The 25,984-nt window shown below is 43.4% G+C and carries 40 protein-coding genes; 38 read left to right on the top strand and 2 right to left on the bottom strand.

What is annotated here, in order from left to right:
* From NZ583_07000 to trmFO, 38 genes are all read left to right on the top strand, one after another.
* Positions 1–570 (top strand): EF-Tu/IF-2/RF-3 family GTPase (locus NZ583_07000; GenBank protein ID MCS7281357.1); only part of this gene is annotated, 570 nt, incomplete at its 5' end.
* A 3-nt stretch (positions 571–573) separates the two neighbouring features.
* Positions 574–876, top strand: a complete 303-nt coding sequence (rpsJ, locus tag NZ583_06995) for a 30S ribosomal protein S10 (GenBank protein ID MCS7281356.1) — start codon at positions 574–576, stop codon at positions 874–876.
* Positions 877–890: 14 nt separating this feature from the next.
* On the top strand, positions 891–1,511 hold the full coding sequence (gene rplD, locus NZ583_06990) for a 50S ribosomal protein L4 (GenBank protein MCS7281355.1): 621 nt from the start codon (positions 891–893) through the stop codon (positions 1,509–1,511).
* Positions 1,508–1,795 carry a 50S ribosomal protein L23 gene (gene rplW, locus NZ583_06985; GenBank protein ID MCS7281354.1) on the top strand — a complete coding sequence of 96 codons (288 nt, stop codon included), beginning with the start codon at positions 1,508–1,510 and terminating at the stop codon, positions 1,793–1,795. The genes rplD and rplW overlap by 4 nt, the downstream gene beginning before the upstream one ends.
* Complete coding sequence (gene rplB / locus NZ583_06980) at positions 1,796–2,623, top strand: 50S ribosomal protein L2 (protein ID MCS7281353.1); 828 nt, start codon at positions 1,796–1,798, stop codon at positions 2,621–2,623.
* Between the two features lie 10 nt (positions 2,624–2,633).
* Complete coding sequence (rpsS, locus tag NZ583_06975) at positions 2,634–2,924, top strand: 30S ribosomal protein S19 (GenBank protein MCS7281352.1); 291 nt, start codon at positions 2,634–2,636, stop codon at positions 2,922–2,924.
* 4 nt (positions 2,925–2,928) lie between these two features.
* Positions 2,929–3,261 carry a 50S ribosomal protein L22 gene (rplV, locus tag NZ583_06970; protein ID MCS7281351.1) on the top strand — a complete coding sequence of 111 codons (333 nt, stop codon included), beginning with the start codon at positions 2,929–2,931 and terminating at the stop codon, positions 3,259–3,261.
* 14 nt (positions 3,262–3,275) lie between these two features.
* Entirely contained in the window at positions 3,276–3,920 is a 645-nt protein-coding gene (gene rpsC / locus NZ583_06965; GenBank protein ID MCS7281350.1) for a 30S ribosomal protein S3, read from the top strand.
* The gene (gene rplP / locus NZ583_06960) at positions 3,920–4,336 is read left to right on the top strand and encodes a 50S ribosomal protein L16 (GenBank protein ID MCS7281349.1); all 417 of its coding nucleotides are present in this window, start codon (positions 3,920–3,922) and stop codon (positions 4,334–4,336) included. The genes rpsC and rplP overlap by 1 nt, the downstream gene beginning before the upstream one ends.
* Positions 4,333–4,533: a 50S ribosomal protein L29 gene (gene rpmC, locus NZ583_06955; protein ID MCS7281348.1), complete on the top strand. Its 201-nt coding sequence runs from the start codon at positions 4,333–4,335 to the stop codon at positions 4,531–4,533. Before rplP ends, rpmC begins: the two co-directional genes overlap by 4 nt.
* Positions 4,534–4,535: 2 nt before the next feature.
* Positions 4,536–4,847, top strand: a complete 312-nt coding sequence (rpsQ, locus tag NZ583_06950; protein MCS7281347.1) for a 30S ribosomal protein S17 — start codon at positions 4,536–4,538, stop codon at positions 4,845–4,847.
* A complete protein-coding gene (gene rplN / locus NZ583_06945; protein ID MCS7281346.1) occupies positions 4,822–5,190 on the top strand; it encodes a 50S ribosomal protein L14 in 369 nt (122 codons plus the stop codon). The genes rpsQ and rplN overlap by 26 nt, the downstream gene beginning before the upstream one ends.
* Positions 5,191–5,192: 2 nt before the next feature.
* Positions 5,193–5,528: a 50S ribosomal protein L24 gene (gene rplX, locus NZ583_06940; GenBank protein MCS7281345.1), complete on the top strand. Its 336-nt coding sequence runs from the start codon at positions 5,193–5,195 to the stop codon at positions 5,526–5,528.
* Positions 5,529–5,552: 24 nt separating this feature from the next.
* Positions 5,553–6,080: a 50S ribosomal protein L5 gene (gene rplE, locus NZ583_06935; GenBank protein MCS7281344.1), complete on the top strand. Its 528-nt coding sequence runs from the start codon at positions 5,553–5,555 to the stop codon at positions 6,078–6,080.
* Between the two features lie 13 nt (positions 6,081–6,093).
* On the top strand, positions 6,094–6,279 hold the full coding sequence (locus tag NZ583_06930; GenBank protein ID MCS7281343.1) for a type Z 30S ribosomal protein S14: 186 nt from the start codon (positions 6,094–6,096) through the stop codon (positions 6,277–6,279).
* Between the two features lie 7 nt (positions 6,280–6,286).
* Positions 6,287–6,688 carry a 30S ribosomal protein S8 gene (gene rpsH / locus NZ583_06925; GenBank protein MCS7281342.1) on the top strand — a complete coding sequence of 134 codons (402 nt, stop codon included), beginning with the start codon at positions 6,287–6,289 and terminating at the stop codon, positions 6,686–6,688.
* Between the two features lie 7 nt (positions 6,689–6,695).
* Positions 6,696–7,232, top strand: coding sequence for a 50S ribosomal protein L6 (gene rplF, locus NZ583_06920; GenBank protein MCS7281341.1), 537 nt, complete (start codon positions 6,696–6,698; stop codon positions 7,230–7,232).
* An 8-nt stretch (positions 7,233–7,240) separates the two neighbouring features.
* Complete coding sequence (rplR, locus tag NZ583_06915; protein MCS7281340.1) at positions 7,241–7,606, top strand: 50S ribosomal protein L18; 366 nt, start codon at positions 7,241–7,243, stop codon at positions 7,604–7,606.
* 15 nt (positions 7,607–7,621) lie between these two features.
* Entirely contained in the window at positions 7,622–8,125 is a 504-nt protein-coding gene (rpsE, locus tag NZ583_06910; protein ID MCS7281339.1) for a 30S ribosomal protein S5, read from the top strand.
* 1 nt (position 8,126) lies between these two features.
* Positions 8,127–8,312, top strand: a complete 186-nt coding sequence (gene rpmD, locus NZ583_06905) for a 50S ribosomal protein L30 (GenBank protein MCS7281338.1) — start codon at positions 8,127–8,129, stop codon at positions 8,310–8,312.
* On the top strand, positions 8,313–8,759 hold the full coding sequence (gene rplO, locus NZ583_06900; GenBank protein ID MCS7281337.1) for a 50S ribosomal protein L15: 447 nt from the start codon (positions 8,313–8,315) through the stop codon (positions 8,757–8,759).
* Complete coding sequence (gene secY / locus NZ583_06895; protein ID MCS7281336.1) at positions 8,756–10,063, top strand: preprotein translocase subunit SecY; 1,308 nt, start codon at positions 8,756–8,758, stop codon at positions 10,061–10,063. Before rplO ends, secY begins: the two co-directional genes overlap by 4 nt.
* 45 nt (positions 10,064–10,108) lie before the next feature.
* The gene (gene map / locus NZ583_06890; protein MCS7281335.1) at positions 10,109–10,858 is read left to right on the top strand and encodes a type I methionyl aminopeptidase; all 750 of its coding nucleotides are present in this window, start codon (positions 10,109–10,111) and stop codon (positions 10,856–10,858) included.
* A 4-nt stretch (positions 10,859–10,862) separates the two neighbouring features.
* On the top strand, positions 10,863–11,081 hold the full coding sequence (gene infA, locus NZ583_06885) for a translation initiation factor IF-1 (protein ID MCS7281334.1): 219 nt from the start codon (positions 10,863–10,865) through the stop codon (positions 11,079–11,081).
* Between the two features lie 9 nt (positions 11,082–11,090).
* Positions 11,091–11,204 (top strand): 50S ribosomal protein L36, encoded by a 114-nt coding sequence (rpmJ, locus tag NZ583_06880; GenBank protein ID MCS7281333.1) that lies wholly within the window; start codon positions 11,091–11,093, stop codon positions 11,202–11,204.
* Between the two features lie 11 nt (positions 11,205–11,215).
* The gene (rpsM, locus tag NZ583_06875) at positions 11,216–11,584 is read left to right on the top strand and encodes a 30S ribosomal protein S13 (GenBank protein MCS7281332.1); all 369 of its coding nucleotides are present in this window, start codon (positions 11,216–11,218) and stop codon (positions 11,582–11,584) included.
* Between the two features lie 9 nt (positions 11,585–11,593).
* Entirely contained in the window at positions 11,594–11,983 is a 390-nt protein-coding gene (gene rpsK / locus NZ583_06870) for a 30S ribosomal protein S11 (GenBank protein ID MCS7281331.1), read from the top strand.
* An 11-nt stretch (positions 11,984–11,994) separates the two neighbouring features.
* Positions 11,995–12,615: a 30S ribosomal protein S4 gene (gene rpsD, locus NZ583_06865; protein ID MCS7281330.1), complete on the top strand. Its 621-nt coding sequence runs from the start codon at positions 11,995–11,997 to the stop codon at positions 12,613–12,615.
* A gap of 28 nt (positions 12,616–12,643) precedes the next feature.
* Positions 12,644–13,663 carry a DNA-directed RNA polymerase subunit alpha gene (locus NZ583_06860; GenBank protein ID MCS7281329.1) on the top strand — a complete coding sequence of 340 codons (1,020 nt, stop codon included), beginning with the start codon at positions 12,644–12,646 and terminating at the stop codon, positions 13,661–13,663.
* Positions 13,664–13,673: 10 nt separating this feature from the next.
* Entirely contained in the window at positions 13,674–14,057 is a 384-nt protein-coding gene (gene rplQ, locus NZ583_06855; GenBank protein MCS7281328.1) for a 50S ribosomal protein L17, read from the top strand.
* A gap of 124 nt (positions 14,058–14,181) precedes the next feature.
* Entirely contained in the window at positions 14,182–15,516 is a 1,335-nt protein-coding gene (locus NZ583_06850; protein MCS7281327.1) for a replication-associated recombination protein A, read from the top strand.
* Positions 15,488–16,453, top strand: coding sequence for a thiamine-phosphate kinase (gene thiL, locus NZ583_06845; protein MCS7281326.1), 966 nt, complete (start codon positions 15,488–15,490; stop codon positions 16,451–16,453). The genes NZ583_06850 and thiL overlap by 29 nt, the downstream gene beginning before the upstream one ends.
* Positions 16,454–16,456: 3 nt before the next feature.
* The gene (locus NZ583_06840; protein MCS7281325.1) at positions 16,457–17,434 is read left to right on the top strand and encodes an HD domain-containing protein; all 978 of its coding nucleotides are present in this window, start codon (positions 16,457–16,459) and stop codon (positions 17,432–17,434) included.
* On the top strand, positions 17,434–18,168 hold the full coding sequence (locus NZ583_06835) for a 16S rRNA (uracil(1498)-N(3))-methyltransferase (protein ID MCS7281324.1): 735 nt from the start codon (positions 17,434–17,436) through the stop codon (positions 18,166–18,168). Before NZ583_06840 ends, NZ583_06835 begins: the two co-directional genes overlap by 1 nt.
* Positions 18,165–18,812, top strand: a complete 648-nt coding sequence (locus NZ583_06830; GenBank protein ID MCS7281323.1) for a hypothetical protein — start codon at positions 18,165–18,167, stop codon at positions 18,810–18,812. The genes NZ583_06835 and NZ583_06830 overlap by 4 nt, the downstream gene beginning before the upstream one ends.
* A 2-nt stretch (positions 18,813–18,814) precedes the next feature.
* Positions 18,815–19,846, top strand: coding sequence for a DNA-processing protein DprA (gene dprA, locus NZ583_06825; protein ID MCS7281322.1), 1,032 nt, complete (start codon positions 18,815–18,817; stop codon positions 19,844–19,846).
* A gap of 1 nt (position 19,847) precedes the next feature.
* Positions 19,848–22,061, top strand: a complete 2,214-nt coding sequence (gene topA, locus NZ583_06820; protein MCS7281321.1) for a type I DNA topoisomerase — start codon at positions 19,848–19,850, stop codon at positions 22,059–22,061.
* Positions 22,043–23,320 (top strand): methylenetetrahydrofolate--tRNA-(uracil(54)-C(5))-methyltransferase (FADH(2)-oxidizing) TrmFO, encoded by a 1,278-nt coding sequence (gene trmFO / locus NZ583_06815; protein MCS7281320.1) that lies wholly within the window; start codon positions 22,043–22,045, stop codon positions 23,318–23,320. Before topA ends, trmFO begins: the two co-directional genes overlap by 19 nt.
* Here trmFO and NZ583_06810 read toward each other — a convergent pair.
* Positions 23,313–24,515, bottom strand: coding sequence for a type II secretion system F family protein (locus tag NZ583_06810; GenBank protein ID MCS7281319.1), 1,203 nt, complete (start codon positions 24,513–24,515; stop codon positions 23,313–23,315). The genes trmFO and NZ583_06810 overlap by 8 nt on opposite strands.
* Before the next feature lie 8 nt (positions 24,516–24,523).
* The gene (locus NZ583_06805; GenBank protein ID MCS7281318.1) at positions 24,524–25,981 is read right to left on the bottom strand and encodes a DegQ family serine endoprotease; all 1,458 of its coding nucleotides are present in this window, start codon (positions 25,979–25,981) and stop codon (positions 24,524–24,526) included.
* Between the last annotated feature and the right edge of the window lie 3 nt (positions 25,982–25,984).

Raw genomic sequence — 25,984 nt, 5'->3', positions numbered from 1 at the left:
GACATAGACAAACCTTTCCTTATGCCCATTGAGGACGTATTCTCAATCTCAGGAAGAGGAACGGTTGTAACAGGAAGGGTTGAAAGGGGTACCATAAAGCCTGGAGATGAGGTAGAAGTGGTTGGTTTCCGTCCAACCATAAAGACCGTTGCCACATCTATAGAGATGTTCAGAAAGGTTTTAGATCAGGGTATAGCAGGTGATAACATAGGAGTTTTACTCCGTGGTGTTAAAAAGGATGAGGTTGAGCGTGGACAGGTTCTTGCAAAACCAGGTTCTATCACACCCCATACGAAGTTCAAATGTGAGGTATACGTACTCACAAAGGAAGAGGGAGGTCGCCACACTCCTTTCTTTACAGGCTATAGACCGCAGTTCTACTTCAGAACTACAGACGTTACAGGAGTTGTTAAGCTTCCAGATGGTGTGGAGATGGTCATGCCAGGAGATAATGTGACTCTCACAGTGGAACTCATAACCCCCATTGCTCTAGAAAAAGAGCTAAGATTCGCGATCCGTGAGGGTGGAAAGACAGTAGGTGCAGGGGTTGTGACGGAGATATTGGAGTAAAAGATGAGAAGGATCAGGATTTGTCTTAAGGCATTCGATCATAGGGTTTTAGATCAATCCGTAAGAGAAATTGTGGAAGCTGCTAAAAAGACCGGGGCACAGATCGTGGGTCCCGTACCACTTCCCACAAGAATCCAGCGGTTCTGTGTCCTAAGATCCCCACATATCGACAAAAAATCGAGAGAACAATTCGAAATTAGAACTCACAAAAGGCTTATTGACATAATCGAGCCAACTCAGCAGACAATTGACGCGCTGATGAAGCTTGAGCTTTCTCCAAGCGTGGATGTGGAGATAAAATCGTAAAAGGGGCAAAAGCCATGGCGTTGTGCGACCTTTACAATATCAAAGGGGAAAAAATTGGTGAGATAGAGATAAAGGATGAAGTCTTTAACGTTGAAATCAAACCCTACCTGATCCATGAGGTAGTAAGAATGCAACTTGCGTCAAAAAGAAGGGGAACAGCATCGACGAAAACACGAGGGGAAGTTAGTGGTAGTGGAAGGAAGCTTTATAGACAGAAAGGAACCGGACGGTCAAGACAGGGTTCTATAACTTCTCCGCTCCATGTGGGAGGGGGAAAGGTTTTTGGTCCCCACCCCAGAAGCTACGCGTATAAAATCCCAAAAAAGGCGAGAAGGTACGCCTTAAAATCGGCTCTTTCTGCAACTTTCAAAGAAGCCAACATGAAGGTTATAGATAAAATCGAACTCGAAAAGATAAGCACGAAGAGTTTCTATAACATAATAAAGACCTTTAATCTCACAAAGCCCCTCTTTGTGATTGACAAAAAGGACGAGAAGATCGAAAAATCGGCAAGGAACATCCCATATGTCAAAGTTTTACGGGTGGAAGGACTTAATGTTTACGATGTGATAAGACACGAGCAACTCATCTTCACGTTGGATGCTCTAAGGAAGACTGAAGAGGTGTTGGCATGAACGAATATGATATAATCATAAGACCCATAATAACCGAAAAGAGCACTAACATCAAAGACCTTAACAACCAGTACGTCTTCGAGGTGAGAAAGGACGCAAACAAAATAGAAGTAAAAAGGGCTATAGAGAACCTTTTTAAGGTAAAGGTACTCTCGGTAAGGATTATAAACATGAAAGGGAAGGAAAGAAGGGTAGGAAGGATTATCGGTAGAAGACGAAACTGGAAGAAAGCCATAGTGAAGGTTAGCCCGGAGGACAAGATTCCAATTTTTGAGGGGGCCTAAATGGGTATTAGACAGTACAAACCGACGTCTCCCGGAAGAAGGTTCATGAGTGTTTTAACATTTGAAGAGATAACGAAGAAGGAACCTGAAAAGTCTCTGACAGTCCCACTTAAAAAGACAGGAGGCAGGAATAATCTTGGAAGAATAACAACAAGACACATCGGAGGGGGTCATAAGAGGAAATACAGGATCATAGATTTCAAAAGGGATAAGTTCGATATTCCGGGAAAGGTTTTTAGCATCGAATATGACCCTAATAGGTCAGCAAACATAGCGCTCATACACTATTTGGACGGGGAAAAAAGATACATTTTAGCTCCTCTTGGATTGAAGGTTGGAGATACAATAATCTCAAGCAAAAAACCGGACGTGGAGATAAAGGAAGGAAACTGTATGCCATTGAGGTATATTCCTGTAGGCACTATGATACACAATATCGAGCTTAAGCCAGGCAAAGGAGGACAAATAGCTAGAAGTGCAGGTGCTTATGGGCAGATCCTCGCAAAGGAAGGGAATTATGCACAGGTCCGTCTACCCTCAGGTGGTATAAGACTTATCCACCTTAATTGCATGGCCACCATAGGCCAAGTGGGAAACTTAGACCATGAAAATGTGACCATAGGGAAGGCCGGAAGATCGAGATGGCTCGGTATAAGACCAACTGTGAGAGGTACCGCCATGAACCCTGTTGACCACCCGCACGGAGGTGGCGAGGGTCGTTCGAAAGGTGGGAGGCACCCCTGCTCTCCCTGGGGTCAGCTGGCCAAGGGATTAAAGACCCGTAGGAACAAAAGAACAGATAAGTTCATAATAAAGCTTAGGGGGTAGGAGATTCGGTATGCCGAGGTCACTGAAAAAGGGTCCTTACGTTGATCCGAAATTATTGAAAAAAGCACTAGAGGCAAAGGAGTCCAAGACAACGAAGGTGATAAAAACGTGGTCTAGGAGATCGACGATCATACCTGAGTTTGTTGGGCTCACATTTGCTGTTCACAATGGAAAGAAGTTCATTCCCGTATTTGTGACTGAAGAGATGGTAGGTCATAAGCTTGGTGAGTTTGCGCCAACTAGGACATTTCACGGTCATTCCGGAGATAGAAAAGCTAAAGTTGTAAAGAGGAAGGAATAGAAAAATGGAAATAGTTGCAAGGGCAAGATACGTTCGAATTTCCCCGACAAAGATGAGGCTTGTGGCAGAGCTCATAAAGAAAAAGAACATAAACACGGCATCCGGTATTCTAAGCTGTCTGCCGAATAAGGCCTCAAGGATACTAAAAAAAGTCCTTGACAGTGCCATTGCCAATGCAAGGCAAAGAAAGTATGTCGATATAGATAGCCTACAAGTGAAAAATGTGATCGTGGACGGGGGACCTATGCTTAAAAGGTATATTCCTAGGGCTTTGGGAAGGGCAACTATGGTGAGGAAGAGAACGAGTCATATAACGGTAATTCTTGAAGAATCGTGATACTTGGAGGTTAGATGGGCCAGAAAACGCACCCTTATGGATTTCGTCTAGGCATAATAAAGACATGGACTTCTAAATGGTTTGCCTCCCAAAACTACGCAAAGTTTTTACATGAGGACATAAGGATAAAAAGATTTTTAAAGCAGAGACTCTACGCCGCAGGAATTTCACGGATCGAGATAGAGAGGGCAGCTAACAAGGACAGAAGGGCCAAGATTAACATCTATGCCGCAAGGCCTGGCCTTGTCATAGGTCGGAAGGGTGCAGAGATTGAGAACATAAAGAAGGAGCTTTTGAAGATAACAGACAAAGAGCTTATCCTCAACATAATAGAGGTGAAGAGGCCAGAAATAGATGCTCAGCTTGTTGCGGAAAACGTGGCTTTGCAGATTGAGAGGAGAGTCTCTTTCCGAAGGGCGATGAAACGCCACGTAAGTCAAGCGCTCAAGTTTGGGGCAAAGGGGATAAAGATCATGTGTTCCGGGAGACTTGCCGGGGCTGAGATAGCAAGATCAGAATGGTACAGAGAAGGTAGGGTCCCACTCCAGACGATTAGGGCCGATATTGACTACGGATTTGCCGAGGCGAAAACCAAGTACGGGGTTATAGGTGTAAAGGTTTGGATTTATAAGGGAGATGTGCTTACGGAGGTGTACTGATGTTAGCACCGAAAAGGGTCAAGTATAGGAAGCAGCAAAAGGGAAGGATGAAGGGTTTTGCAATGAGGGGGAATAGAATAAGCTTTGGTGACTACGGATTACAAGCTTTGGAATGCGGATGGGTTACAGCAAGGCAAATAGAGGCAGCAAGGGTTGCATTAACGAGGTTTATAAAAAGGACGGGAAAGATATGGATACGGATTTTCCCGGACAAACCCATAACGAAGAAACCTTTAGAGACCAGGATGGGTAAAGGGAAGGGGCCTGTTGAGGGTTGGGTGGCCGTTGTGAAGCCTGGAAGGATCCTTTATGAAATAAAGGGAGTCCCTGAGGATAAAGCAAAGGAGGCTTTGCGGATTGCTGCCTTCAAACTTCCTATCAAGACTCGGATAGTTTCGAGAAGTGAGGAATTATGAGAGCCAGGGAACTGAGGGAATTGACAGACGATGAGTTAATGAAGAAGAAAAAGGATCTCAAGGAGGAACTCTTCAATCTGAGGTTCCAGCTCTCGACAGGTCAGCTGGAGAATACGGCAAGGATAAAGGCTGTGAAGAAAGATATAGCGAGGATAGAAACCATTTTGAATGAGAGAAGGAAAAAGGGGAAAAATTAATCATGGAGACGCAAGTATCGAAGAGGAAAAAGATGATAGGAACTGTTGTGAGTAACAAGATGCAGAAAACAGTAGTAGTTGAGGTGGAAAAGCTATTCAAACATCCGAAATACAAAAAATACGTGAAAAAGAGAAAAAGATACAAGGCCCATGATGAAAACAATAGCTGTCAGATAGGAGACAAAGTTCTTATTGTCGAAACAAGACCTTTGAGCAAGGAAAAAAGATGGCTAGTAAAACAAATACTTGAGAGAAGACAAATGCCACAGCCAGAAGAGGTGATAAAAGATGATACAGATGAGGTCCAGGCTTGATGTTGCAGACAACTCCGGAGCAAAAAAGCTAGGTTGCATAAGGGTACTTGGTGGCTCAAAGAAGAGATACGCGACAGTAGGAGACATAATTGTGGCCTCTGTAAAGGAAGCTCTACCTAACGCGAAGGTGAAAAAGGGAGATGTTGTAAAAGCAGTGGTTGTTAGAACGAAAAAAGAGATAAGGAGACCAGATGGCTCTTACGTTAGGTTCGATGATAATTCTGCCGTGATTATCAACCAGTACAACGAACCAATAGGGACAAGGATATTTGGACCGGTTGCAAGGGAACTCCGGGCCAAAAAGTTTTTAAAGATCGTGTCACTTGCTCCGGAGGTTGTCTGAGAATGGAAAAGGTGGCTAACAAACATTACCATGTAAAAAAGAATGATTTGGTTATGGTGATTGCCGGGAAGGATAAGGGCAAGACTGGAAGGGTTTTGAAGGTTCTCAAAAAAAAGGACCGGGTGATAGTGGAAAAGGTCAACATTGTAAAAAAACATGTAAGACCGTCCGCTAAATCAAAAGGCGGGATACTCGAGGTGGAAAGCCCGATACACGTTTCTAATGTCATGATATACTGTGAAAAATGTGCAAAGCCGGTAAGGATTGGAAGGAAGGTACTAGAAGATGGAAGAAAGGTGAGATACTGCAAAAAGTGTAATGAAATCATAGATAAGTAGGAGGCTTTCTTGAAGACACCGTTCATGGAATACTACGAAAAGGAAGTTAGACCTCTCATGATGAAGCGGTTCGGATACAAAAATATCATGCAGGTGCCGAGACTGGAAAAAATAGTTGTCAACATGGGTCTCGGTGAAGCTATACAAAACATAAAGGTTTTAGATTATGCAAGAAACGATCTAATGCTAATTACAGGACAGAGGCCGGTCATAACGAAGGCAAAAAAATCGATAGCCTCTTTTAAGCTCAGAGCCGGCATGCCCATAGGATGTATGGTAACCTTAAGAAGGGAAAGAATGTACGAGTTCTTCCATAAGCTTGTAATGATAGTGCTTCCGAGGGTTAGGGATTTCAAAGGGGTTTCTCCCAAATCGTTTGATGGAAGGGGAAATTACACCCTCGGTCTCAGAGAACAGATAATCTTTCCCGAAGTCGATTACGATAAGACCGACAAGGTGAGGGGAATGAATATAACGATAAATACAACAGCTGAAACGGACGAAGAGGCTTATGAACTTTTAAAGCTTATGGGCATGCCATTTAGAAGTTAAAGGAGCGGCAGTTATGGCAAGAAAGGCTATGATGGAGAAGGCAAAAAGAGAACCTAAGTTTAAGGTGAGAAAGAGGAACAGATGTCCCCTTTGCGGAAGGCCAAGGGGCTTTCTCCGATTTTTCCAAATGTGCAGAATATGTTTTCGGACTCTAGCCCTAAGAGGGGAAATACCCGGTGTCATAAAATCGAGTTGGTGAGGGTACCATGGTTATGACGGATCCGATAGCCGATATGTTAACGAGAATGAGAAATGGAATTATGGCTCGGCACGAATACGTGGATGTCCCGTATTCAAACGTGAAAATCGGAATACTAAAAATCTTAAAGGAGGAAGGTTACATTAAGAATTATAAAGTCTTCGTGGATGAAAACAAAAAGAAGGTCATAAAAGTGTACCTTGGTTATGATGAAAATGGCGAATCGGTAATTTCGGGGTTAAAAAGGATAAGTAAACCTGGAAGAAGAATATACGTTGGCGCGAAAGAAGCACAGAAGCTCAAAAACCATGTGGGTTTCATCATCCTTTCTACGAACAAAGGCATAATAAGTGATGTTGAAGCGAGAAAACTAAACGTAGGCGGAGAAGCCCTCCTACATGTTTGGTGAGGTGGCTATGTCGAGGATTGGAAGAAAGCCTATTTTGATTCCCGAAAATACAAAGATTGAGGTTAAAGACGGATTTGTTGTGGTTTCCGGACCAAAAGGGAGTCTCTCTCGTAGGATTCTTCCAGGGCTCGAGATTTCAATTGAGGGTAATCAGCTGTTTGTGAAAAGGAATGGAGACGACAAAAAAACGAAAGCCTATCATGGGCTTATGCGAACCCTCATAAACAACATGGTTGAAGGGGTTGTTAGAGGCTACGAAAAAAAACTAGAAATTGTGGGAATTGGATACCGGGCGGAGATGAAGGGAAAGGATGTGGTTTTTCATCTCGGATATTCGCATCCTATCGTATTTAAAGTTCCAGAAGGAATCCAGCTGGAGGTGGAGAAGCAGAATTTGGTTGCCGTTCGAGGAATAGATAAGGAGCTTGTTGGAATAGTTGCGGCGAAGATCAGATCCTTAAGGAAACCTGACGTGTATAAGAACAAAGGTATAAAGTATGTTGACGAAATACTAAGAAAGAAAGCTGGCAAAGGTGGTAAGTGAGGACGAGGATGGAAAGGAAGGAAAAAGAAGAGAGAAGACGAAGGAGACATAAAAGGATTAGAAAAAAGATATTTGGGACTGCCGAAAGGCCCAGGTTGTGCGTTTATAAAAGCCTAAAGCACATGTACGCCCAACTCGTAGACGATGAGTCTAGAAGGGTCATCACTGGTGTGTCAACGCTTACACCCTCCATAAGAAGTGAAATAAAAAATGGAGGTAACAAAGAGGCTGCCAAACTTGTCGGTAAGATGATCGCAGAGAAGGCTTTGGCCTTAGGAATAACCAAAGTAGTATTTGATAGAAATGGCTTCAAATACCACGGTAGAGTAAAAGCCCTTGCAGATGCTGCAAGGGAAGCTGGGCTTATCTTTTAGAGGGGAGGTTAGAAATTGGCAAACACCACTTTGGACTTAAAAGAAGAAACTGAAATACAAGACCGGCTTGTTTACATAAACAGGGTTGCCAAGGTCGTAAAAGGCGGTAGAAGATTTAGTTTTAACGCCATTGTCGTTGTAGGTGACGGAAATGGAAGGGTGGGTTACGGGTTAGGGAAGGCGAGAGAGGTGCCGGACGCAATAAGAAAAGCTTTAGAAAAGGCGAAGAAGAATATGATAACTGTGCCCATCCACAACGGTACAATCCCTCATGCGATAATGGTAAAGTATGGAGCAAGTAAAGTTTTCATGAAACCGGCAAGGGAAGGCACAGGAGTTATCGCTGGAAGGGCAGTAAGAGCCGTTGTGGAGGTGGCAGGTATAAAGAATATTTTAACCAAGTGCTACGGTTCGAGAAACTATCACAATGTAGTTAAAGCCACCATACGAGGTCTCTCTATGCTCAAATCCCCTGAAAAATCGTTGAGACAGAGGGGAAAGCTTCCTAAGGAGGAGTAAAGTGGGATACTTGAGGGTCAAATGGGCAAAAAGCTACATAGGACGCTCCAAAGATCAGAGGGATACCATAAGGAGTCTGGGATTTAAAAGGCTTAATGAGGAAAGGATTCTTAAAAACACGCCAGAAATAAGAGGTATGATTAAGAAGGTAATACATCTCGTCAAAGTCTTGGAGGACGTGAGATAGATGAGACTTGAGGATTTAAAGCCAAAAGAGGGGTCGAGGAAAAAAAGAAAGAGGGTAGGAAGAGGTACAGGTTCTGGTCACGGAACCACCGCAACTAGGGGTAATAAGGGACAAAAAGCCCGAAGCGGAGGAGCTAAGGGAAAGGGATTTGAAGGCGGTCAGATGCCCCTTACGAGAAGGATTCCCAAAAGGGGGTTCAGAAATCCCTTCAGAAAGGAATATGCCATCGTGAAGGTGGGAGATCTTGCGAAATTTAAAGGTAAAGACGTGGTAAAAGTAGAGGACTTCCTTAGTGCAAAAATCGTTAAAAAATTAAAAAGTGGGATAAAACTCCTTTCTGACGGAGAGATCGATTTTCCAATCACCGTACAGGTTCATAAGGCCTCCAAAAAAGCCATTGAGAAGATCGAGAGTAAAGGGGGCAAGGTAGAGGTTCTAACTTCATGAATGGTTTCTGGAACATAGGGAAAATCCCGGAGCTTAAAAGACGGATACTCGTGACATTAGCCCTTCTTTCCGTCTATAGAATCGGGGTGCATATACCCACGCCAGGAATAGACGGAAGGGTACTCGCTGAGATATTCGAAAGGGCAAAAGGTACAATATTGAGCTTTCTTGATATGTTTGCCGGGGGTGGTTTGGAAAGGCTGTCCGTCTTTGCCTTAGGTATAATGCCGTATATAAGCGCCTCCATAATACTTCAACTTCTCACCGTCGTTGTGCCGTCCTTGGAGCGACTATCAAAAGAGGGAGAGCTTGGCAGAAGGAAAATCACGCAGTACACGAGGTACGGTACAGTTATAATAAGTCTGATTCAGGGGTTCGGCATAAGTATAGGTCTCGAACAGATGAGAGGTATAGATGGTGAACCTGTCGTCTACAACCCAGGGTGGGGTTTTAGATTCATGACTATGCTTACGCTCACAGGTGGGACATCGTTTCTTATGTGGCTTGGAGAGCAGATCACGGAAAAGGGGATAGGGAATGGGATCTCGTTGATAATATTCGCTGGAATAGTTGCCAGGATGCCGAACGCCATCGCAAAGACATTAACGCTAGTTTCTGCAGGTGAAATCAACTGGTTTGTAGTAGCTCTCCTCATAGTTATGATGTTACTCGTTGTGGGCTTCATAATATTCATGGAGACAGCCCAAAGAAGGATACCTGTTCAGTATGCGAAAAGGATCGTGGGAAGAAGGATATACGGAGGACAGACTACTCACTTACCGCTTAAGATAAACACATCTGGAGTAATCCCACCGATCTTTGCTTCTTCCTTGATAATGTTTCCTGCCACAGTTGCAAACTTCGTTCCCCATCCATACATGAAGCAGTTTGCTGAATATTTGACTCCTGGGACGCTTCTTCACGAGTTGCTGTACGTGGGGTTCATTATTTTTTTCTGCTTTTTTTACACCGCCATAGTGTTTAATCCGGACAACGTTGCCGAAAATATTCAGAAATATGGAGGTTATATTCCCGGAATTAGGCCTGGTAAAAAAACTTCAGAGTACATTGAGAGGATTCTTACTCGAATTACTTTTTTGGGTGCCCTTTACGTCTCCTTTGTGTGTGTTTTGCCAACAATCCTAGTTAAAGAATTCAATGTTCCTTTCTACTTTGGCGGAACAGCGCTACTTATTGTGGTTGGCGTCGCTTTGGACACGATTCAGCAGATAGAAGCTCACCTCATTTTGAGGCATTACGATGGCCTTGTGAGAAAAACCGCCAGGATGCGGGGAAGAAGGTAGCTGGCTTCTGGCTTGCAGACTCGCACGGGTGGTATAATATTTACAATGATAGTCCTCAAAACTGAGGAGGAGATAGAAAAGATAAGGACAGCGAGCAAATATGCCATGGAGATACTTCTTTACCTTGGTGAGTTTATAAAAGAAGGCATAAGAACGAAGGAACTAGAAAAAATATGCGAGGAGAAAATAAAGGCCTTAAAGAAGGTTAGAGCTGCCTTTAAAGGCTATAACGGCTATCCTTTTATGCTTTGTGTGTCGGTTAATGAAGAGATTGTGCATGGAATGCCTTCGGATAGGATTCTAAAAGAAGGAGACATCGTTAGTCTCGATTTCGGTGTTATATACGAAGGCTACTATGGAGACGTGGCTGTTACTTATGGTGTGGGAAAGATATCAAAGGCGGCCCAGAAACTGATCGATGTTACGAGAGAAGCGTTATTTAAGGGCATAGAGATGGCACGCGAGGGAAATAGACTATACGATATATCGCATGCAATCCAGTCCCATGTTGAAGGAAACGGGTTTTCGGTTGTAAAAGAGTTTGTAGGCCACGGGATAGGAAGGAGTCTTCACGAGGAGCCTCAGATTCCAAATTTTGGAGAGAAAGGTACCGGACCAAGGTTAAAGAAGGGAATGGTTTTAGCAATCGAGCCGATGGTGAACATGGGAAGAAATGAAATATCTATTGCCGAAAACGGATGGACAGCATACGCAAAGGATATGAGCTTGTCAGCCCATTTTGAACACACGGTGGCAATAACTGAAAAAGGTCCAGAAATTCTAAGTTTGGTTTGAAGTTATGCCTAAAGGTGAAGGAATAGAAGTAGAAGGAACCGTAATAGAGCCTCTTCCAAACGCCATGTTTCGGGTCGAACTGCCAAATGGACACAAAGTCCTCGCTCACGTTTCTGGCAAGATGAGGATGCACTACATTAAAATACTCAAAGGAGACAAAGTTATAGTCGAACTTTCCCCCTACGATCTGACGAGGGGGAGGATAATCAGTCGAGTTAAATGAGGAGCAAAAATGAAGGTAAGACCATCTATTAAGAGAAGGTGCGACAAGTGCAAAATAATCAAGAGAAAGGGGATTTTGCGCGTAATCTGCGTAAATCCCAAGCATAAGCAGAGACAGGGTTAAAGGAGGAAAAATTGGCAAGAATAGCGGGCGTAGATATCCCCAAAGAAAAGCGAATAGACATAGCTTTAACCTACATATTCGGTATTGGTAAATCTTCCGCAAGTAAAATCCTAGAACAGGCCGGTATTGATCCCTCAAGAAAGACCAAGGATTTAAAGGATGAGGAGATAGCCAAAATAAGGGACATAATAGAGAAAAACTATAAGATCGAAGGGGATTTAAGAAAAGAGATAAGCATGAACATAAAAAGGCTCATGGACATTGGATGCTACAGGGGCCTAAGACACAGACGGGGTCTGCCGGTTCGGGGACAGAGAACTAGAACTAATGCTAGAACGAGAAAAGGACCAAGAAAGAGTTCTATGAGGAAGAAGAAGTGAGGTGGTAAAATGGGTAAACCTAAAAAGACGTCGAAGAAAAAGGTCAAAAAGAACGTGCCTTTTGGCTCGGCCTACATACACTCCAGCTTTAATAACACCATAGTGACTATCACAGATCCTCAAGGGAATGTCATTGCCTGGTCGAGCGGCGGAGTCGTGGGGTTTAAGGGTTCAAGAAAAAGCACACCTTTTGCGGCACAGCTTGCAGCAGAAGATGCTGCAAAAAAGGCTATGGAGCATGGAATGAAGACAGTGGATGTCTTCATTAAAGGACCGGGAGCAGGAAGGGAAGCTGCGTTGAGAGCACTACAGAGTGCAGGGCTGAAGATACACATGATAAAAGATATAACTCCCATTCCTCACGACGGTTGTAGACCGCCAAAAAGAAGAAGAGTTTAAAGGAGAAAGAGATGGCGAGGTATACAGGACCAGTCTGCAGGCTATGTAGAAGAGAAGGAATGAAGCTCTACCTCAAAGGTGAGCGGTGTTATACTGAGAAATGTGCGATCGAAAGGCGTAATTATCCGCCCGGACAACATACGGAGGTGCGCGGTAAGTTCATGGAGTATGGGATGCGTCTGAGAGAGAAACAGAAGGTAAAAAGAATGTACGGGCTTACGGAGAGGCAGTTTAAAAGATTTTTTGAAATGGCAGAGAGAATGAAAGGTATTGTGGGTACAAACCTCCTCGTGCTTTTGGAAAGAAGGCTCGATAACACCGTTTACAGATGTGGATTTGCCTCTTCCAGAAGGGAGGCACGACAGCTTGTTTCCCACAGACACGTACTAGTGAATGGGAAGTGTGTGAACATCCCTTCGTACCTTGTAAAACCGGGCGATGTCATAGAGATAAAGAACAAGGATCTACTTCCTGTAAAAAACGCCGTTGAATCTGTTGTAAGGAGGGGGATTCCTTCATGGCTCAGCGTGGATAAGGCCAATTTAAAAGCCACGGTGAGGGTAATGCCTACCAGAGAAGATATAACGATGCCTATAAAGGAGCAGCTAATCGTTGAGTTTTATTCTCGTTAGGTTCCCTTGCTAAAGGAGGGATAATTTCATGATAGAAAAGAACTGGACAGAACTTATAACCCCAAAAAAGCTAGACATAGAAAAGAGCGAACCAAATTATCTCAAGTTCTCAGTCGAGCCCTTAGAAAGAGGTTTCGGAATAACTGTCGGAAATTCACTAAGAAGAGTTTTACTTTCCTCCATTATGGGATCTGCCATCGTTTCGGTCTGGATAGAGGGTGTTCCCCATGAATTCTCTACCATCAGGGGCGTAAAGGAAGATGTGGTCGAAATAGTCCTCAATTTGAAGAAAGTGGTTCTTAGGATAAACGACGGAAAGACTAAGGAGCTTAAGATAGACAAAAAAGGACCCTGTGAGGTGAAAGCTGGAGATATAATTCACGACGGTGGAGTTGAAATCATAAATCCTGATCATCATATAGCCACTTTAAACAGTGATGGTCGTCTTTACATGGTTATGAAAGCAAGATATGGCAGGGGTTACGTCCCGGCAGAGCAGATGAAGTTGGACGGCGAGCCATTAGGGACAATTCCTATCGATGCTGCATTCTGCCCTATCGTGAAAGTTGCCTATAATGTGAATCCAGCAAGGGTTGGTGAGAGAACTGACTATGACAAACTAACAATGGAGATATGGACGAACGGGAGCATCAACCCTCTCGACGCGTTATCTTATGCTGCAAAGATTCTCAAGGAACAGTTGAACGTATTTATCCGCTTCGAGGAGAAAGAGGAAGTAATTGAAAAAGAGGAGAAACCCAAGGAAAAGTACGAATTTAACGAGAATCTTTTCAAAACCGTAGATGAACTTGAGCTCTCGGTAAGAAGTGCTAACTGTCTAAGAAACGCCAATATCAAGTACATAGGTGAGCTTGTGCAAAAGACAGAGCAGCAGATCCTAGAAACGAAGAATTTTGGGAGAAAGTCCTTAAACGAGATAAAAGAGATTCTCGCGAGTATGGGGCTAAGGCTCGGCATGCACTTAGAAAACTTCCCATCCCGGGAAGAACTGGATAGAATGGCCGAAAAGAGAAAACAACAGATTTAAGGAGCAGGACATGAGACATCTCGATAAGGTAAAAAAACTTAACAGAACAAAAAGCCATAGGGTGGCTTTACTTAGAAACCTCGCTACATCCCTTTTCATTCACGAGAGCATAAAGACAACAAAAGCCAAGGCGATGGCTCTCAAAAGCTACGCCGAAAGGTTAATCACGCTTGCTAAAAGGAAGGATCTGCACTCTATGAGAATGGCTTTTAGCGCGCTCAGAAACAAAGAGGCTGTGAAAAAGTTATTCTCGGATATAGGAGAAAGGTTTAAGGATGTGAACGGCGGGTATATTAGGGTTTTGAACCTTGGAACGAGAAAGGGAGACTGTGCCAGAATGGCGCTGATCGAGCTTACAAGGAAAAAGGAGAAAAAGCAGGAAGAGAAAAAATAGGCTCCTTTTTAAATTTCTGTTTAAGCCAGAATCCAACTTACCCCTTTAAAACAGATTTTCTCGCCAGATAAAGACTCAAAAGCCCTTCTTGACTGTTTGAAAATGCGAAAAGAAAACTGGTATCATGACGATTGTGGATCTCTTTGATACAGGAAGAAAAGAACCTTATACTGTCCCTCTTGCGGAAAGAATGAGACCGCAAACTCTTAAGGAATTCGTAGGTCAGACACACGTTCTGGGGAAAGGAAAATTGCTCTTTACCTTAATTAAACAGAAAAAGGTTCCATCTATGGTCCTTTGGGGCCCAAGCGGGTGTGGAAAGACGACTTTAGCTTATATAATAGCGAAAGAGCTTGGTCTTTACGCAATATTTTTAAGCGCAGTTAGCATCGGTGTAAAAGAAATGAGGGAGATTATAAAAAGGTCTAAAAATGAGAAGATTCTTCTTTTCTTGGACGAATTTCACAGTCTCAATAGAAGCAAGCAGGATCTATTTCTACCTTATGTGGAGAAAGGTCAGATTCTTCTTATCGGAGCAACGACGGAAAACCCTTCCTTCGCGATAATAAAACCTCTTCTTTCGCGAATGAAGGTGGTGAAGCTCAACCCGCTATCAGAGGAGGAATTATTTTTTATATTAAAAAGGGCGAAAGACAACTCTGAGCTTAACACTTCTGGCGTTTTAGTAAACGATGAGATGCTTTCTCTTATAGCCTCTCTTTCTGATGGTGACGCAAGAAGGGCTCTAACGATATTGGAAATGAGCCATTCTTTAGCGAAAGAGAAGAATCTTCAGTCAGTTGACAGTGAATGCATATTTGAGGCTTGCCAGATAAGACCGAGGACTTACGACAGAAAAGGTGACATGCATTACGGACTTGCAAGTGCGTTTATAAAGAGCATGAGAGGCTCCGATCCAGATGCGGCTTTGTACTGGATGATGCGGATGATAAATGCAGGAGAAGATCCCCTCTATATTGCGCGTAGAATGGTAATATTTGCGTCTGAGGATGTGGGTTGTGCAGACCCATATGCTCTAACACTTGCCATATCGGCAAAGGAGGCTTTTGAGTTTTTGGGTCCTCCAGAAGGTTATCTCGCCCTTGCCCAAGCTTGCATATACCTATCGTTATGTGAGAAGAGTAATTCCGTTTACGTGGCACTACAAAAAGCAGAAAAAGATGTCTCTGAACTTCCAGAATATCCGGTTCCTATTCATCTTAGGACTGCGCCTACCAAACTGATGCGGGATTTGGGATATGGGAAAGAGTACTTATACCCGCACGATTTTGAGGGCGGTATTGTGAAACAAAGTTACAGACCGGAAGAGATCGCACAGAAAAGGTACTACTTTCCAACGACGAGGGGTTATGAGGTGAAGCTCAAAGAGTACCTCGAAAAAGCGAGAAATATCATATACGGAGATCCGGATGGAGATTCCAGAGAGAGAGCTCGTTAAAATCCTAAAAAAGTTCGGAGAAAAGAAACCGGCGATTATTAGAGGGATTGGGGATGACGGAGCAGTAGTGAGAATAGAGGATAGTTCTGTAGTTCTTTGTCAGGATGCCATCGTGGAGGGCATCCACTTCACCTTTTCGTATCTCAGTCCTTATCAAGTGGGTAAAAAAGCTCTTTACGTAAACATCGCTGATGTTCTCTCAATGGGTGCCGAGCCACTCTTTTACCAAGTGACATTGGGAATCCCAAAAAGAATTGGCTCCGATTCCGTTCGAGCCATCTATCGAGGAATGAGAAGGGTTGGATGTGAGTTTGGAATAACTCTAGTCGGGGGGGACGTCGTATCCACAAAGACCGATTTTTTTATCGACGTCTCCATGGTTGGACTTTTGAAATTGGACACCTACAAGGGCAGAAACCTTGCACGAGAGAGAGACCTTATAGGGGTCACAGGATATTTGGGAGAGAGTGCCTATGGGCTTTTGCTTCTACGAAGCGGACTGGAAGGGAAGAAGGGTCAAAAGAGGTTCGTTGATAGGTATCGTAATCCAAGGCCTCCTTACGAGATTTGGAAGGAACTGATTAAACATGATATAACAAATGCCATGATGGACATAAGTGATGGACTCCTCATAGACCTAGAAAGGATGATGGAGGAGAGTAAGAAATGTGGAATTATCTACTTCGACAAGCTTCCAATCCCTAGGGATCTAAAAAAAGAGAAGCTCGAGGATCTTGCCCTTTCTGGCGGGGAGGATTACCAGTTTCTCTTCACATTTTCGAAAACTAAAATAGGTCTTCTGGAGTCGCTCATAAAAAAGGGATATAAGATTTCAGTGATCGGTGAAGTCGTATCCGGGAAGGGAGTGAAGCTTATAAAAGATGGGAAGGCTGTGGAGTACAAGATTAAGGGATACGATCATTTCACGAACGGATAGCCTATGGAAAAAGGAATCTATGTTAAAGACATAGTAAACAACCAAGAAGTGAACGGATACTTTCTTGTAGTGAGAAAGAGCGTATCTTTTTCGAAGAACAATGCAAGGTACATAAGCGTTACGCTTAGGGATTCTTCAGGAACTGTGGAAGGGCGGATCTGGGACAGGGTTGACGAACTTGAGGCCCGATTTGAAAAGGACGATTTGGTTTTTTTACATTCCAGGGCAACCATTTACCAGGAAAAGCTACAACTCACCATAACCGACATTAAAAAAGTGCAGGAAAACATAACAATAGAAGACATGAAAGCTTTTTTCCCTGAGACCGAAAAAGGTATAGACACAATGAAAGAAGAGTACAAGCAGATTGTAAGTGGCATAAAGAACCCATATCTCCGTTCGCTTTTTGCGGAAATCGAAAAAAGGAGCGACGTGGTACGGAGGTTCTTTTTTTACCCCGCATCTTTGAACGTCCACCATGTCTCGATTGGAGGCCTTCTTGAGCATTCGGTGACTATGGCTAAAATGGGCAAGGAAGTTGTCAACATAATAGGCGGAAACATGGACATAGTCCTTACTGGCTGCCTCATACACGATATAGGCAAGATTGAGGAAATTGAAGTGAGAGGAGGATTCAGGTATTCAGACAGAGGAAGACTTTTGGGTCATATAGCCTTGGGGATAGATATTGTAAAGGGAGTCGTAAGTCAAATACCAAATTTTCCGGATACCCTTTACAACGCTCTCTTACACATAATCATCAGTCATCACGGGCTCGAAGAGTGGGGGTCGCCAAAAAAACCGATGTTTATAGAGGCATTGATAGTCCATTATCTGGACAATCTGGATGCAAAGGTAATGGGAGTGAAAGAGTACATGCGGGAAAGAATGGCGGACGAAAGATGGACCGAGTACCACAGGGTTTACGAGTCTCGCTTTTACAATATATCAGATCGAGACTCTTATGAAGGGGAGAGATAATGGAAGTGAGAAGGATATTTGTCGATAAAGTCAAGGCGAAAAACGGGCTTATCTTTGTTACTGGTCCCATGTACAGATACGTAGTCAATGTTTTAAGAAAAGCTCCAGGAGACAGAATAGACCTAATAGACGGAAAAGGTTACCTCTACAGGGCACACATTCACAGTGTAAAGAAAAAGGAAGTGTATTTTAAGATACTGGATGTCGTTTATCATCCCGAGGAAAAAAAACGGAAAGTTACCCTCTGTGTGAGTCCAATAAAAGGACCGCGAATGGACTGGATGATAGAGAAAGCAACGGAATTAGGTGTAGATAGGATTCTACCGACCCTTTTTAAGAGGACAATAATAAAGCTTGATGAAAAGGATAAAAAGGTCGAAAGATGGAAAAGACTGGCAGTGGAAGCATCTAGACAATCGGGGAGATTTACCGTTCCCGAAATTTTGAACCCCGTCCCTCTAAGGGGAATTCTTCCGTACGTCAAGGATGCGGATGTGAGATGGGTTCTCTACGAGCATGAAAGGGAAAGGCAGTTAAGGGATGTCTTTGGGGAGACCGGGGATGGTCAGATCTGTATTGCTATAGGGCCTGAAGGAGGAATAGAGGAGTCGGAAATATCTTGGCTTAAGGAAAATGGATTTATACCTGTTTCTCTCGGTAACACAATCTTCCGAACAGAAACAACACCGCTTGTAGTGCTTTCCATAATCCATTACGAAAGCATAAAAAAATGAGAAGAGAAAGGGGAAGAATAGGTTGTGGTTGCCTTTTCATGTTACTTATTGTAGTGCTAGTTGTACTCGCCGTTCTTTTTCACCCTTTGAGTTTGAAATTTGTGGGAAAGCAACTTCTCTATGCCGATAAAGCCAATTCCTCGGACATAGCCTTTGTACCCTGTTTCCGGGAAGATAAAAATGGGGAAGTCTACAAGGCTGCAATAGAAGAATTAAAAAAAGGCAGCGTAAAAGCTATATGGATTGAAGAGTACACCCTCCTTGACACGTCAGTAACCCAACTGATAAAAGGGATGGCAAAAAGTAAGGGTATAAAAGGAGATTTGATAAAAGGAGTAAGACTAGACGGAAAAGAAAAAGAAAAGTCTAAATCCCTAATCGAGATGTGCAAAAAAGCAGGGATAAAAAAGGTGATGATTCTTGTTCCGGAATACGCTTCCCGGAGGTACAAAGTACTTTACGGTGAATCAGGAACAAAAGGTCCTCTCTTCTTTGTAAATCCCGTAAAAGTCACCTTTTTTAACGTTGAGAAGTGGTGGAGGGAGACTCTTTCTAGGGAACTGGTGATCAGGGAGTACGCTGCTATAGGATCCCTCTATTTCGATGAATTGAAAAAAGAAAAGATTTTCAGAATAAAAGCCTGAAAATGGACTACTTGAGAGTCTGTCTTTTTGCCCTCTCAAAAATGAAGGGGCTCTCAAGGACAGAAAAAAGAAGACTGGCCGATGAGATTAGCAAAAAAAGAACTGGTTCGCTCAAAATGATGGAGAAAATCGTAAATAAAGAAATTGAAAAGGAACTGGAGAAGGAACTTACGTACCTACAAAAGATTGGCTCTTCAATCGTTACCATTCTTGATGACTCGTATCCATCAATCCTAAGAACAATTCCCGATGCCCCTATAGTCCTTTACGTCAAAGGAAAAATGCGTTACCTTAACGAGACTATTGCGATTGTAGGATCGAGAAAAGCTTCCTACGAGGGTTTAAATCTCGCAGAAAGAGTAGGTGAAACTTTATCGGAACTTGGAATTACAATAGTCAGTGGGCTAGCTAGGGGTATAGATGCGCAAGCACATAGAGGGGCTCTCAAAGGAAATGGGAAAACCGTTGCTGTTCTGGGATGTGGTATAGATGTGTGTTACCCGGCAGAGAATAGGCGCCTTTACGAACAAATCTCTGAGGAGGGGATGATTTTTTCAGAATACGCGCCTGGTGTCCCGCCTTTTCCGTATCACTTTCCAGAGAGGAATCGAATTATAGCCGGTTTGTCAAAAGCGATCCTTGTGGTTGAAGCCTCGAGAAAAAGTGGGGCGCTTATCACGGCAAGGCTGGGACTCGACTACGGAAGGGATGTTATGGCTGTTCCAGGAAACGTATACGATGAGTCCCATTCGGGAACAAACCTTTTGATAAAAGAAGGTGCAAGGCTCGTGACTGAAATAGGAGACATAATAGAATACTCTTTCCCGCACATAAGACCTAAAAAAGAATCGAAGGTTGAGCTTGAAAATGAAGAACTTTTAGTGTTTTCCGCAATAGGAAATGAAAGTACACATGTAGATGAAATAATCGAGAAGGCGAGGATGGATTCGCCAAAAGTCCTCGCAATTCTAACAAGGTTGGAACTCAAAGGACTCATAAAGGGTTTCCCTGGGGGATTCTACTTGAGGGTGTAAGATGGGAAAATCTCTCCTTATAGTTGAGTCTCCGACAAAGGTTAAGACCCTCGCCAAATTTCTCGACTCAAATTACATCATCAAGGCCACATATGGCCACATAAAAGATCTTCCTGAAGATCGTCTAGGTGTCGACATAAAGAACGGATTCACCCCCGAGTTTGTGGTGATCAAGGGGAAATCAAAAATCGTAGAGGATATAAAAAAGTCTAGCAGGGAGGCGGACAGAGTTCTTATAGGTTCCGATCCAGATAGGGAGGGGGAGGCTATAGCATTCCACGTGGCGGAACTTTTGGACGGGCATAAAGAGATAAAGAGGGTCCTCTTCCATGAAATAACGAAGAAAGGGATAGAGAAGGGCCTACGCTCCATCACAGATCTTAACGAAAATAAATATAACGCACAAAAAGCCAGAAGAATTTTGGACAGGCTCGTGGGATACCAGATAAGCCCGATCCTGTGGGAAAAGGTGAGCCACAGGTTATCGGCAGGACGTGTACAGTCTGCAGCGCTGAGAATGATCTGTGATAGGGAAGAAGAGATTGAAAAGTTTGTAAAGGAGGAGTACTGGAAGATAAATGTCGTTCTTGAGCTCGATTCCGGGACCCAATTTGAAGCAAGCCTTGCGAGTATAGACGGAGAAAAAGCCAAAATCCAAAAAGAAGAGGAAGCACAAAAAATAAAAAAAGAACTAGAATCACTTTCTTTCGAAATAAAATCCGTAACGAAAAAGAAAAGAGAAATTGCTCCTCAACCGCCCTTCATCACAAGTAGAATGCAGCAGGAAGCTTCAAAAGTTCTCAAGTTTTCGCCTAAAAAAACCATGTTACTCGCCCAGATTCTCTATGAAGGCGTAGAGTTGGAAGAAGGAAAGGTAACCGGCCTTATAACGTACATGAGGACTGATTCGGTGCGAATTTCCGAAGAGGCTAGAGAAGATGCTAAAAAACTGATCTACGAGCTTTTCGGCTCAGAATACCTCCCTTCTTCTCCCCGTATTTTCAAAAATAAAAGTACTGCCCAGGATGCCCACGAGGCTATCCGCCCAACGGATGTTTGGCGGACTCCCGAAAGTGTAAAACCTTACCTCACAAGGGATCTTTACTTGCTTTACGATCTCATCTGGAAGAGATTTGTGGCCTCTCAGATGGCAGAAAAGATAGTGGACTCTAGAACCGTAGAAATTATAGCGGGGAAGTACACGTTTGTGGCAAAGGGAGAAAGGGTCATTTTTGACGGATTTTCAAAACTCTATGAAGAAGCGCAGGAAGCAGAAGAAGAAAGACACATTCTTCCTGATGTGGACAAAGATAAGAGAGTAAGACTGAAGGAGGTAAAACTGGAAAAGAAGTACACAACACCACCTCCCAGATTCACAGAGGCAAGTCTAATAAAGGCTCTGGAGACTAATGGGATCGGAAGGCCTTCAACGTACGCAACGATACTGAGCACCATTTTAGAGAGGGGATACGCAAAGAAAGAAGAGGGTAAACTTAAGCCAACACCTCTTGGGCGGACAGTGAACAGTCTTCTTAAGCAATTCTTCCCATTAGTCGTAGATTTAGATTTTACGGCAAAAATGGAGGAAAGACTCGATCAAATAGAAAACGGAAAGGCAAATTGGTCTAAGATACTGGAAAAGTTTTACTTGGTCTTCGATGAAGAACTAAAAAAAGCGAAAGAGGAGATGAGGAACCTAAAGAAGGAGGAGAGACTAACAGAAATAGTCTGCGATAGATGTGGTAAACCAATGGTTCTCCGGTGGAGTAAGAATGGTGAATATATCTATTGCTCGGACAAGGAGAACTGTAAAAATAGGAAGAACGTCGTAGTGACAGAAGATGGAAAGATCAAAATAATCGAAGAAGAAAGAAAAGGAAGCTGTCCTAGGTGTGGCGGAGCCCTGGTTGAGAAAATAGGAAAGTATGGCAAGTTTATAGCTTGTTCCGCCTATCCTCTATGTACTTACACTGAACCCTACTCGACCGGGCTTAGTTGTCCTATCCTTGAATGCAACGGTAAGCTTGTAGAAAAAAGGTCCAAAAAGAAAAAGAGGCCGTACGTAGCTTGTAGCAACTACCCAAAGTGTTCTTTTATCACAAATCTCGAGCCGGAAAAAGGCCCCTGTCCTTTATGTGGATGTCCAACTCTCTTCATCAAAAAGGGTAAAAAAGTGTGTCTAAGGGAGGGATGTAATTGGCAATCAGAGTCATAGGTGGTGGACTTGCCGGGGTCGAGGCAGCTTACCAGATAGCGAAGAGAAAAAAGGAGGTCATTCTTTATGAGATGAGGCCAAAAAAAATGACACCGGCCCACAGGAGCGGGTTTCTCGCCGAGATAGTGTGTAGTAACTCATTTAAGTCCAAGGACATAAAAGATGCTCACGGCCTGCTAAAAGAGGAGATGAGCATCCTAGACTCGATAGTCTTAAAGATTGCAAAAGAGACCGAGATTCCTGGTGGAAAAGCTCTGGTTGTGGATAGATGGAGATTTGCGGAGAGAATAACCGAGGAGATTTCAAAAAATCCGCTAATTAGAATAGTGAGAGAGGAAATAACCGATATCCCCGAAGGTATAGTCATCATTGCTACGGGGCCTTTAACATCTGAGGCCCTTACACAAAAAATCGTCGAACTTACGGGGAAAGAGAATTTACATTTCTTCGATGCTATTTCTCCCATAGTTGATGGAACCACAATAGACATGGAGAAAGCTTTTTTTGGTTCAAGGTACGCTAAAGATCAGTCTGACTATCTCAACTTACCTCTTTCAAAGGAGGAATACGAGGTATTCTATAGGGAGCTGATAAACGCCAAAAAGGTTGAGCTTAGAGAATTCGAAAAGACTCCGTACTTTGAGGGATGTCTTCCCATTGAAGTTCTTGCGGAGAGGGGCATTAAAACCTTGCTTTACGGTCCCATGAAGCCTGTGGGATTAAAAGACCCAAGAACAAATAAAATGCCTTACGCGGTCGTGCAGTTGCGCAGGGAGGACAAGGAAGGGTCCATGTACAACATGGTAGGATTTCAGACAAAGATGACCTATCCTGAGCAGGAAAGAGTCTTTAGACTCATTCCTGCGTTGCGGAACGCAAAATTTTTAAGATACGGAAGCATACATAGGAACACGTTTATAAATTCCCCAGAACTTCTAACTCCAGCCCTAAGACTTAAAAAAGATCAAAGGATTCTATTTGCGGGCCAGATAACGGGTGTGGAAGGTTATATGGAGGCAGCCGCAATGGGAATTATAGCGGGTATTTCCGCCTCTTTTCTTTATGATGGAAAGGAATTTACTCCGCCTCCGTCCACAACCTGTATTGGAGCACTCATCGCTTACATAACAGAGAAAAGGTCCGATTTCCAACCTATGAATATAAACTTTGGACTTTTAAAGGACTATACAAAAAAGAAAAAGGAAGCTCTAATAGAACGAGCCCTAACGGAGATGAAGTCCTATAAAGCATCTATTTGATCGTTTGACCTAGCTGGAAAATTGGTAAGTACATTGCGATAATAAGCCCACCCAGGACAACACCTAGAAACACCATAATTATTGGTTCCATAAGCGTCATGAGATTCGCTATCATGTTATCCACATCATCCTCGTAAAAGTCAGCAACTTTATTGAGCATAGTGTCCAGGGCACCCGTCGATTCCCCAACTTCCACCATCTGCACAACCATAGGGGGAAAGACACCGCTTTCACCTAGCGGTTCCGACATGCTTTTCCCTTCAGTTATGCGAGATTTTGCGGTAAGGATAGCATCCTCCACGACTTTATTACCCGCCACCTTGGCAACTACGTTTAAACTTTCAAGGATAGGCACGCCACTCGAGAGTAAAGTCGCAAGGGTTCTAGAGACCCGAGCCACCGAGCTTTTAATGGCTAGCACTCCGAAGATCGGAAGCTTTAAAATGAGATTATCGATCTTCCGTTTACCGTCCTCAGTGGCATAATACTTTTTAAAAGAAAAGAGCAAAACGATCAAAAAGCCAAAGATGTACAAAATGTAGCTTTTGACAAATTTGCTAAGATTCACAACGAATTGAGTCGGAGCAGGCAGGGTTGCCCCAACATCTCTGAACATGGTCTCAAATACGGGAATAACGAAAACGAGGAGAACCATTACGACCCCTATGGCAACAGTGACTATGCTTGCGGGATATATAAGCGCCGATTTGATCTTTTTTTTCAACTTAGCGATCTTCTCCATATACGTTGCGAGTCTCAAAAGGACGGTATCTATCATACCTGCTTCTTCCCCTGCCCGTACGAGATTCACGTACAAAGAGTCGAAACACTGCGGGTAGTCCTTCAAAGCCTCTGCAAAGGAGGACCCTTCTTCTATCTTTGTCTTTATCTCCTTTATTATGCCTTTTAGGTTGCGATTTTCAGCCTGATTCGCTAAAACGTCCAAAGACTGAACTAGCGTCAAACCGGAAGTGATCATCGTTGAGAGTTGTCTAGTAAATACGACTATGTCCATCACGTTTATCTTTGCCTTTGGGTTATAGTCCTCCTTTTTTTTCTTCTTTTCTGTTGCTTTAAGGAGTATAATCCCGTCCTTTCTTAGAGCTATTCGGAGGGAAAGTTCTGAATCGGCACTCATCGTACCCCTTTGGGGTTCCCCATTTATAGCCCTGCCGACCCATTCATACACAGGCATAAAGCCCCCTAATCTGCTTTGACAACCACATAAAACGTAGTATTTTGCCGGTTCAAAAGCATGACAACCCCTTCTTTTAAGTTCACATTTCGTATAGCCTCCTTGAAGTCTCTGGTATTCTTTATCTGTTTTCTATTGACCTCTTTTATTATGTCGCCCCGTCTTATATCCGCTTCATACGCAGGACTTCCTACCTGTACATCGGTCACTATCACACCGGTTCTTTCCTTGAGATTTAGGTGCCTTGCTATTTCAGGTGTCAGATCCTGGACCACAAGACCCAAATTTTTCTCTACTTCAGGTTGCCGAGACGCCCTTTGGGGCTCATCTTTCTGTTCTCCTATAATCACTTCCTTTTCTATCGTTTTGCCGTCTCTTATGATTTTAATTTTCACTTTCTTTCCGACCTCAGTTGAAGCGACAAGCCGAGGAAGTGTGTCCATGTCCACAGGTTTTCCATCGTATTCGACTATTATATCTCCCCGTTTAATTCCTGCCAGATCAGCAGGCGACCCTTCTTCAACCTGGGCTACAAGTGCGCCACCCGGTTCTTTCAAGCCGAATGTCTTTGCTATCTCTGGTGTGACTCTCTGGATGCTAACTCCAAGCCAACCTCTTACTACCCTCTTTCTTGTTTTAAGCTGTTCCACAATTCCTTTAGCCAGATTTATAGGAATGGCAAAACCGATACCCTGGCCTCCAGATATGATGGCCGTATTTATACCCACCACCTCTCCTCTGAGGTTAAAAAGAGGGCCTCCGCTATTTCCTGGATTGATTGATGCGTCCGTTTGGATAAAATCATCGTATGGTCCTTGACCTATGACCCTCCCTTTTGCGCTTACTATGCCAGCTGTGACCGTATGTTCAAGCCCGAAGGGATTACCGATAGCGATTACCCACTCGCCTACTTCAAGCTTGTCTGAATCTCCTAAAACTGCAACTGGAAGATCCTGGCGAGGATTTATCTTTATGAGGGCTATGTCCGTCTTTGGGTCTCGTCCTACAACAATGGCATCGTATTCTCGAGAATCGTATAGTTTCACCTTTATTGTTTGTGCTCTTTCAACTACGTGATTATTCGTGAGAATGTATCCTTCTTTATCGATTATAAAACCGGATCCGAGGCTTCTCTGCTTGTATTCTCTCTGAGGAATATCCCCGAAGAACCTTTCAAAATAATCGCCGAAAAAGTCATCGAACGGGCTTCTCCTTCCAAAAAACCACTCTCTCAGATCGGGTCCTCTGACTATGGTTGTTGTGCTTATATTAACAACGGAAGGTTTAACTTTCTTCACAAGCTCAGTAAAATTGGGGAGAGACCTTTCTGCTGGAGATAGTCCCGTCTGAGCTTTCACAAGTTCTAAACTTACATCCCGAGAGACCACCCTGTCCTTCATATAGGCTAGAAGGAAAATACAGCCTAAAACCAAAACCAAAATGAGATAAGGTCTCTTTAGCCTCATTTG

This window comes from Thermodesulfobacteriota bacterium (genome assembly GCA_025062045.1).
Taxonomy (GTDB): Bacteria; Desulfobacterota; Syntrophorhabdia; order Syntrophorhabdales; family JANXAF01; genus JANXAF01.
The sequence above is the reverse complement of the archived record's forward strand: the minus strand, read 5'-3'. Positions and strand labels throughout refer to the sequence as shown.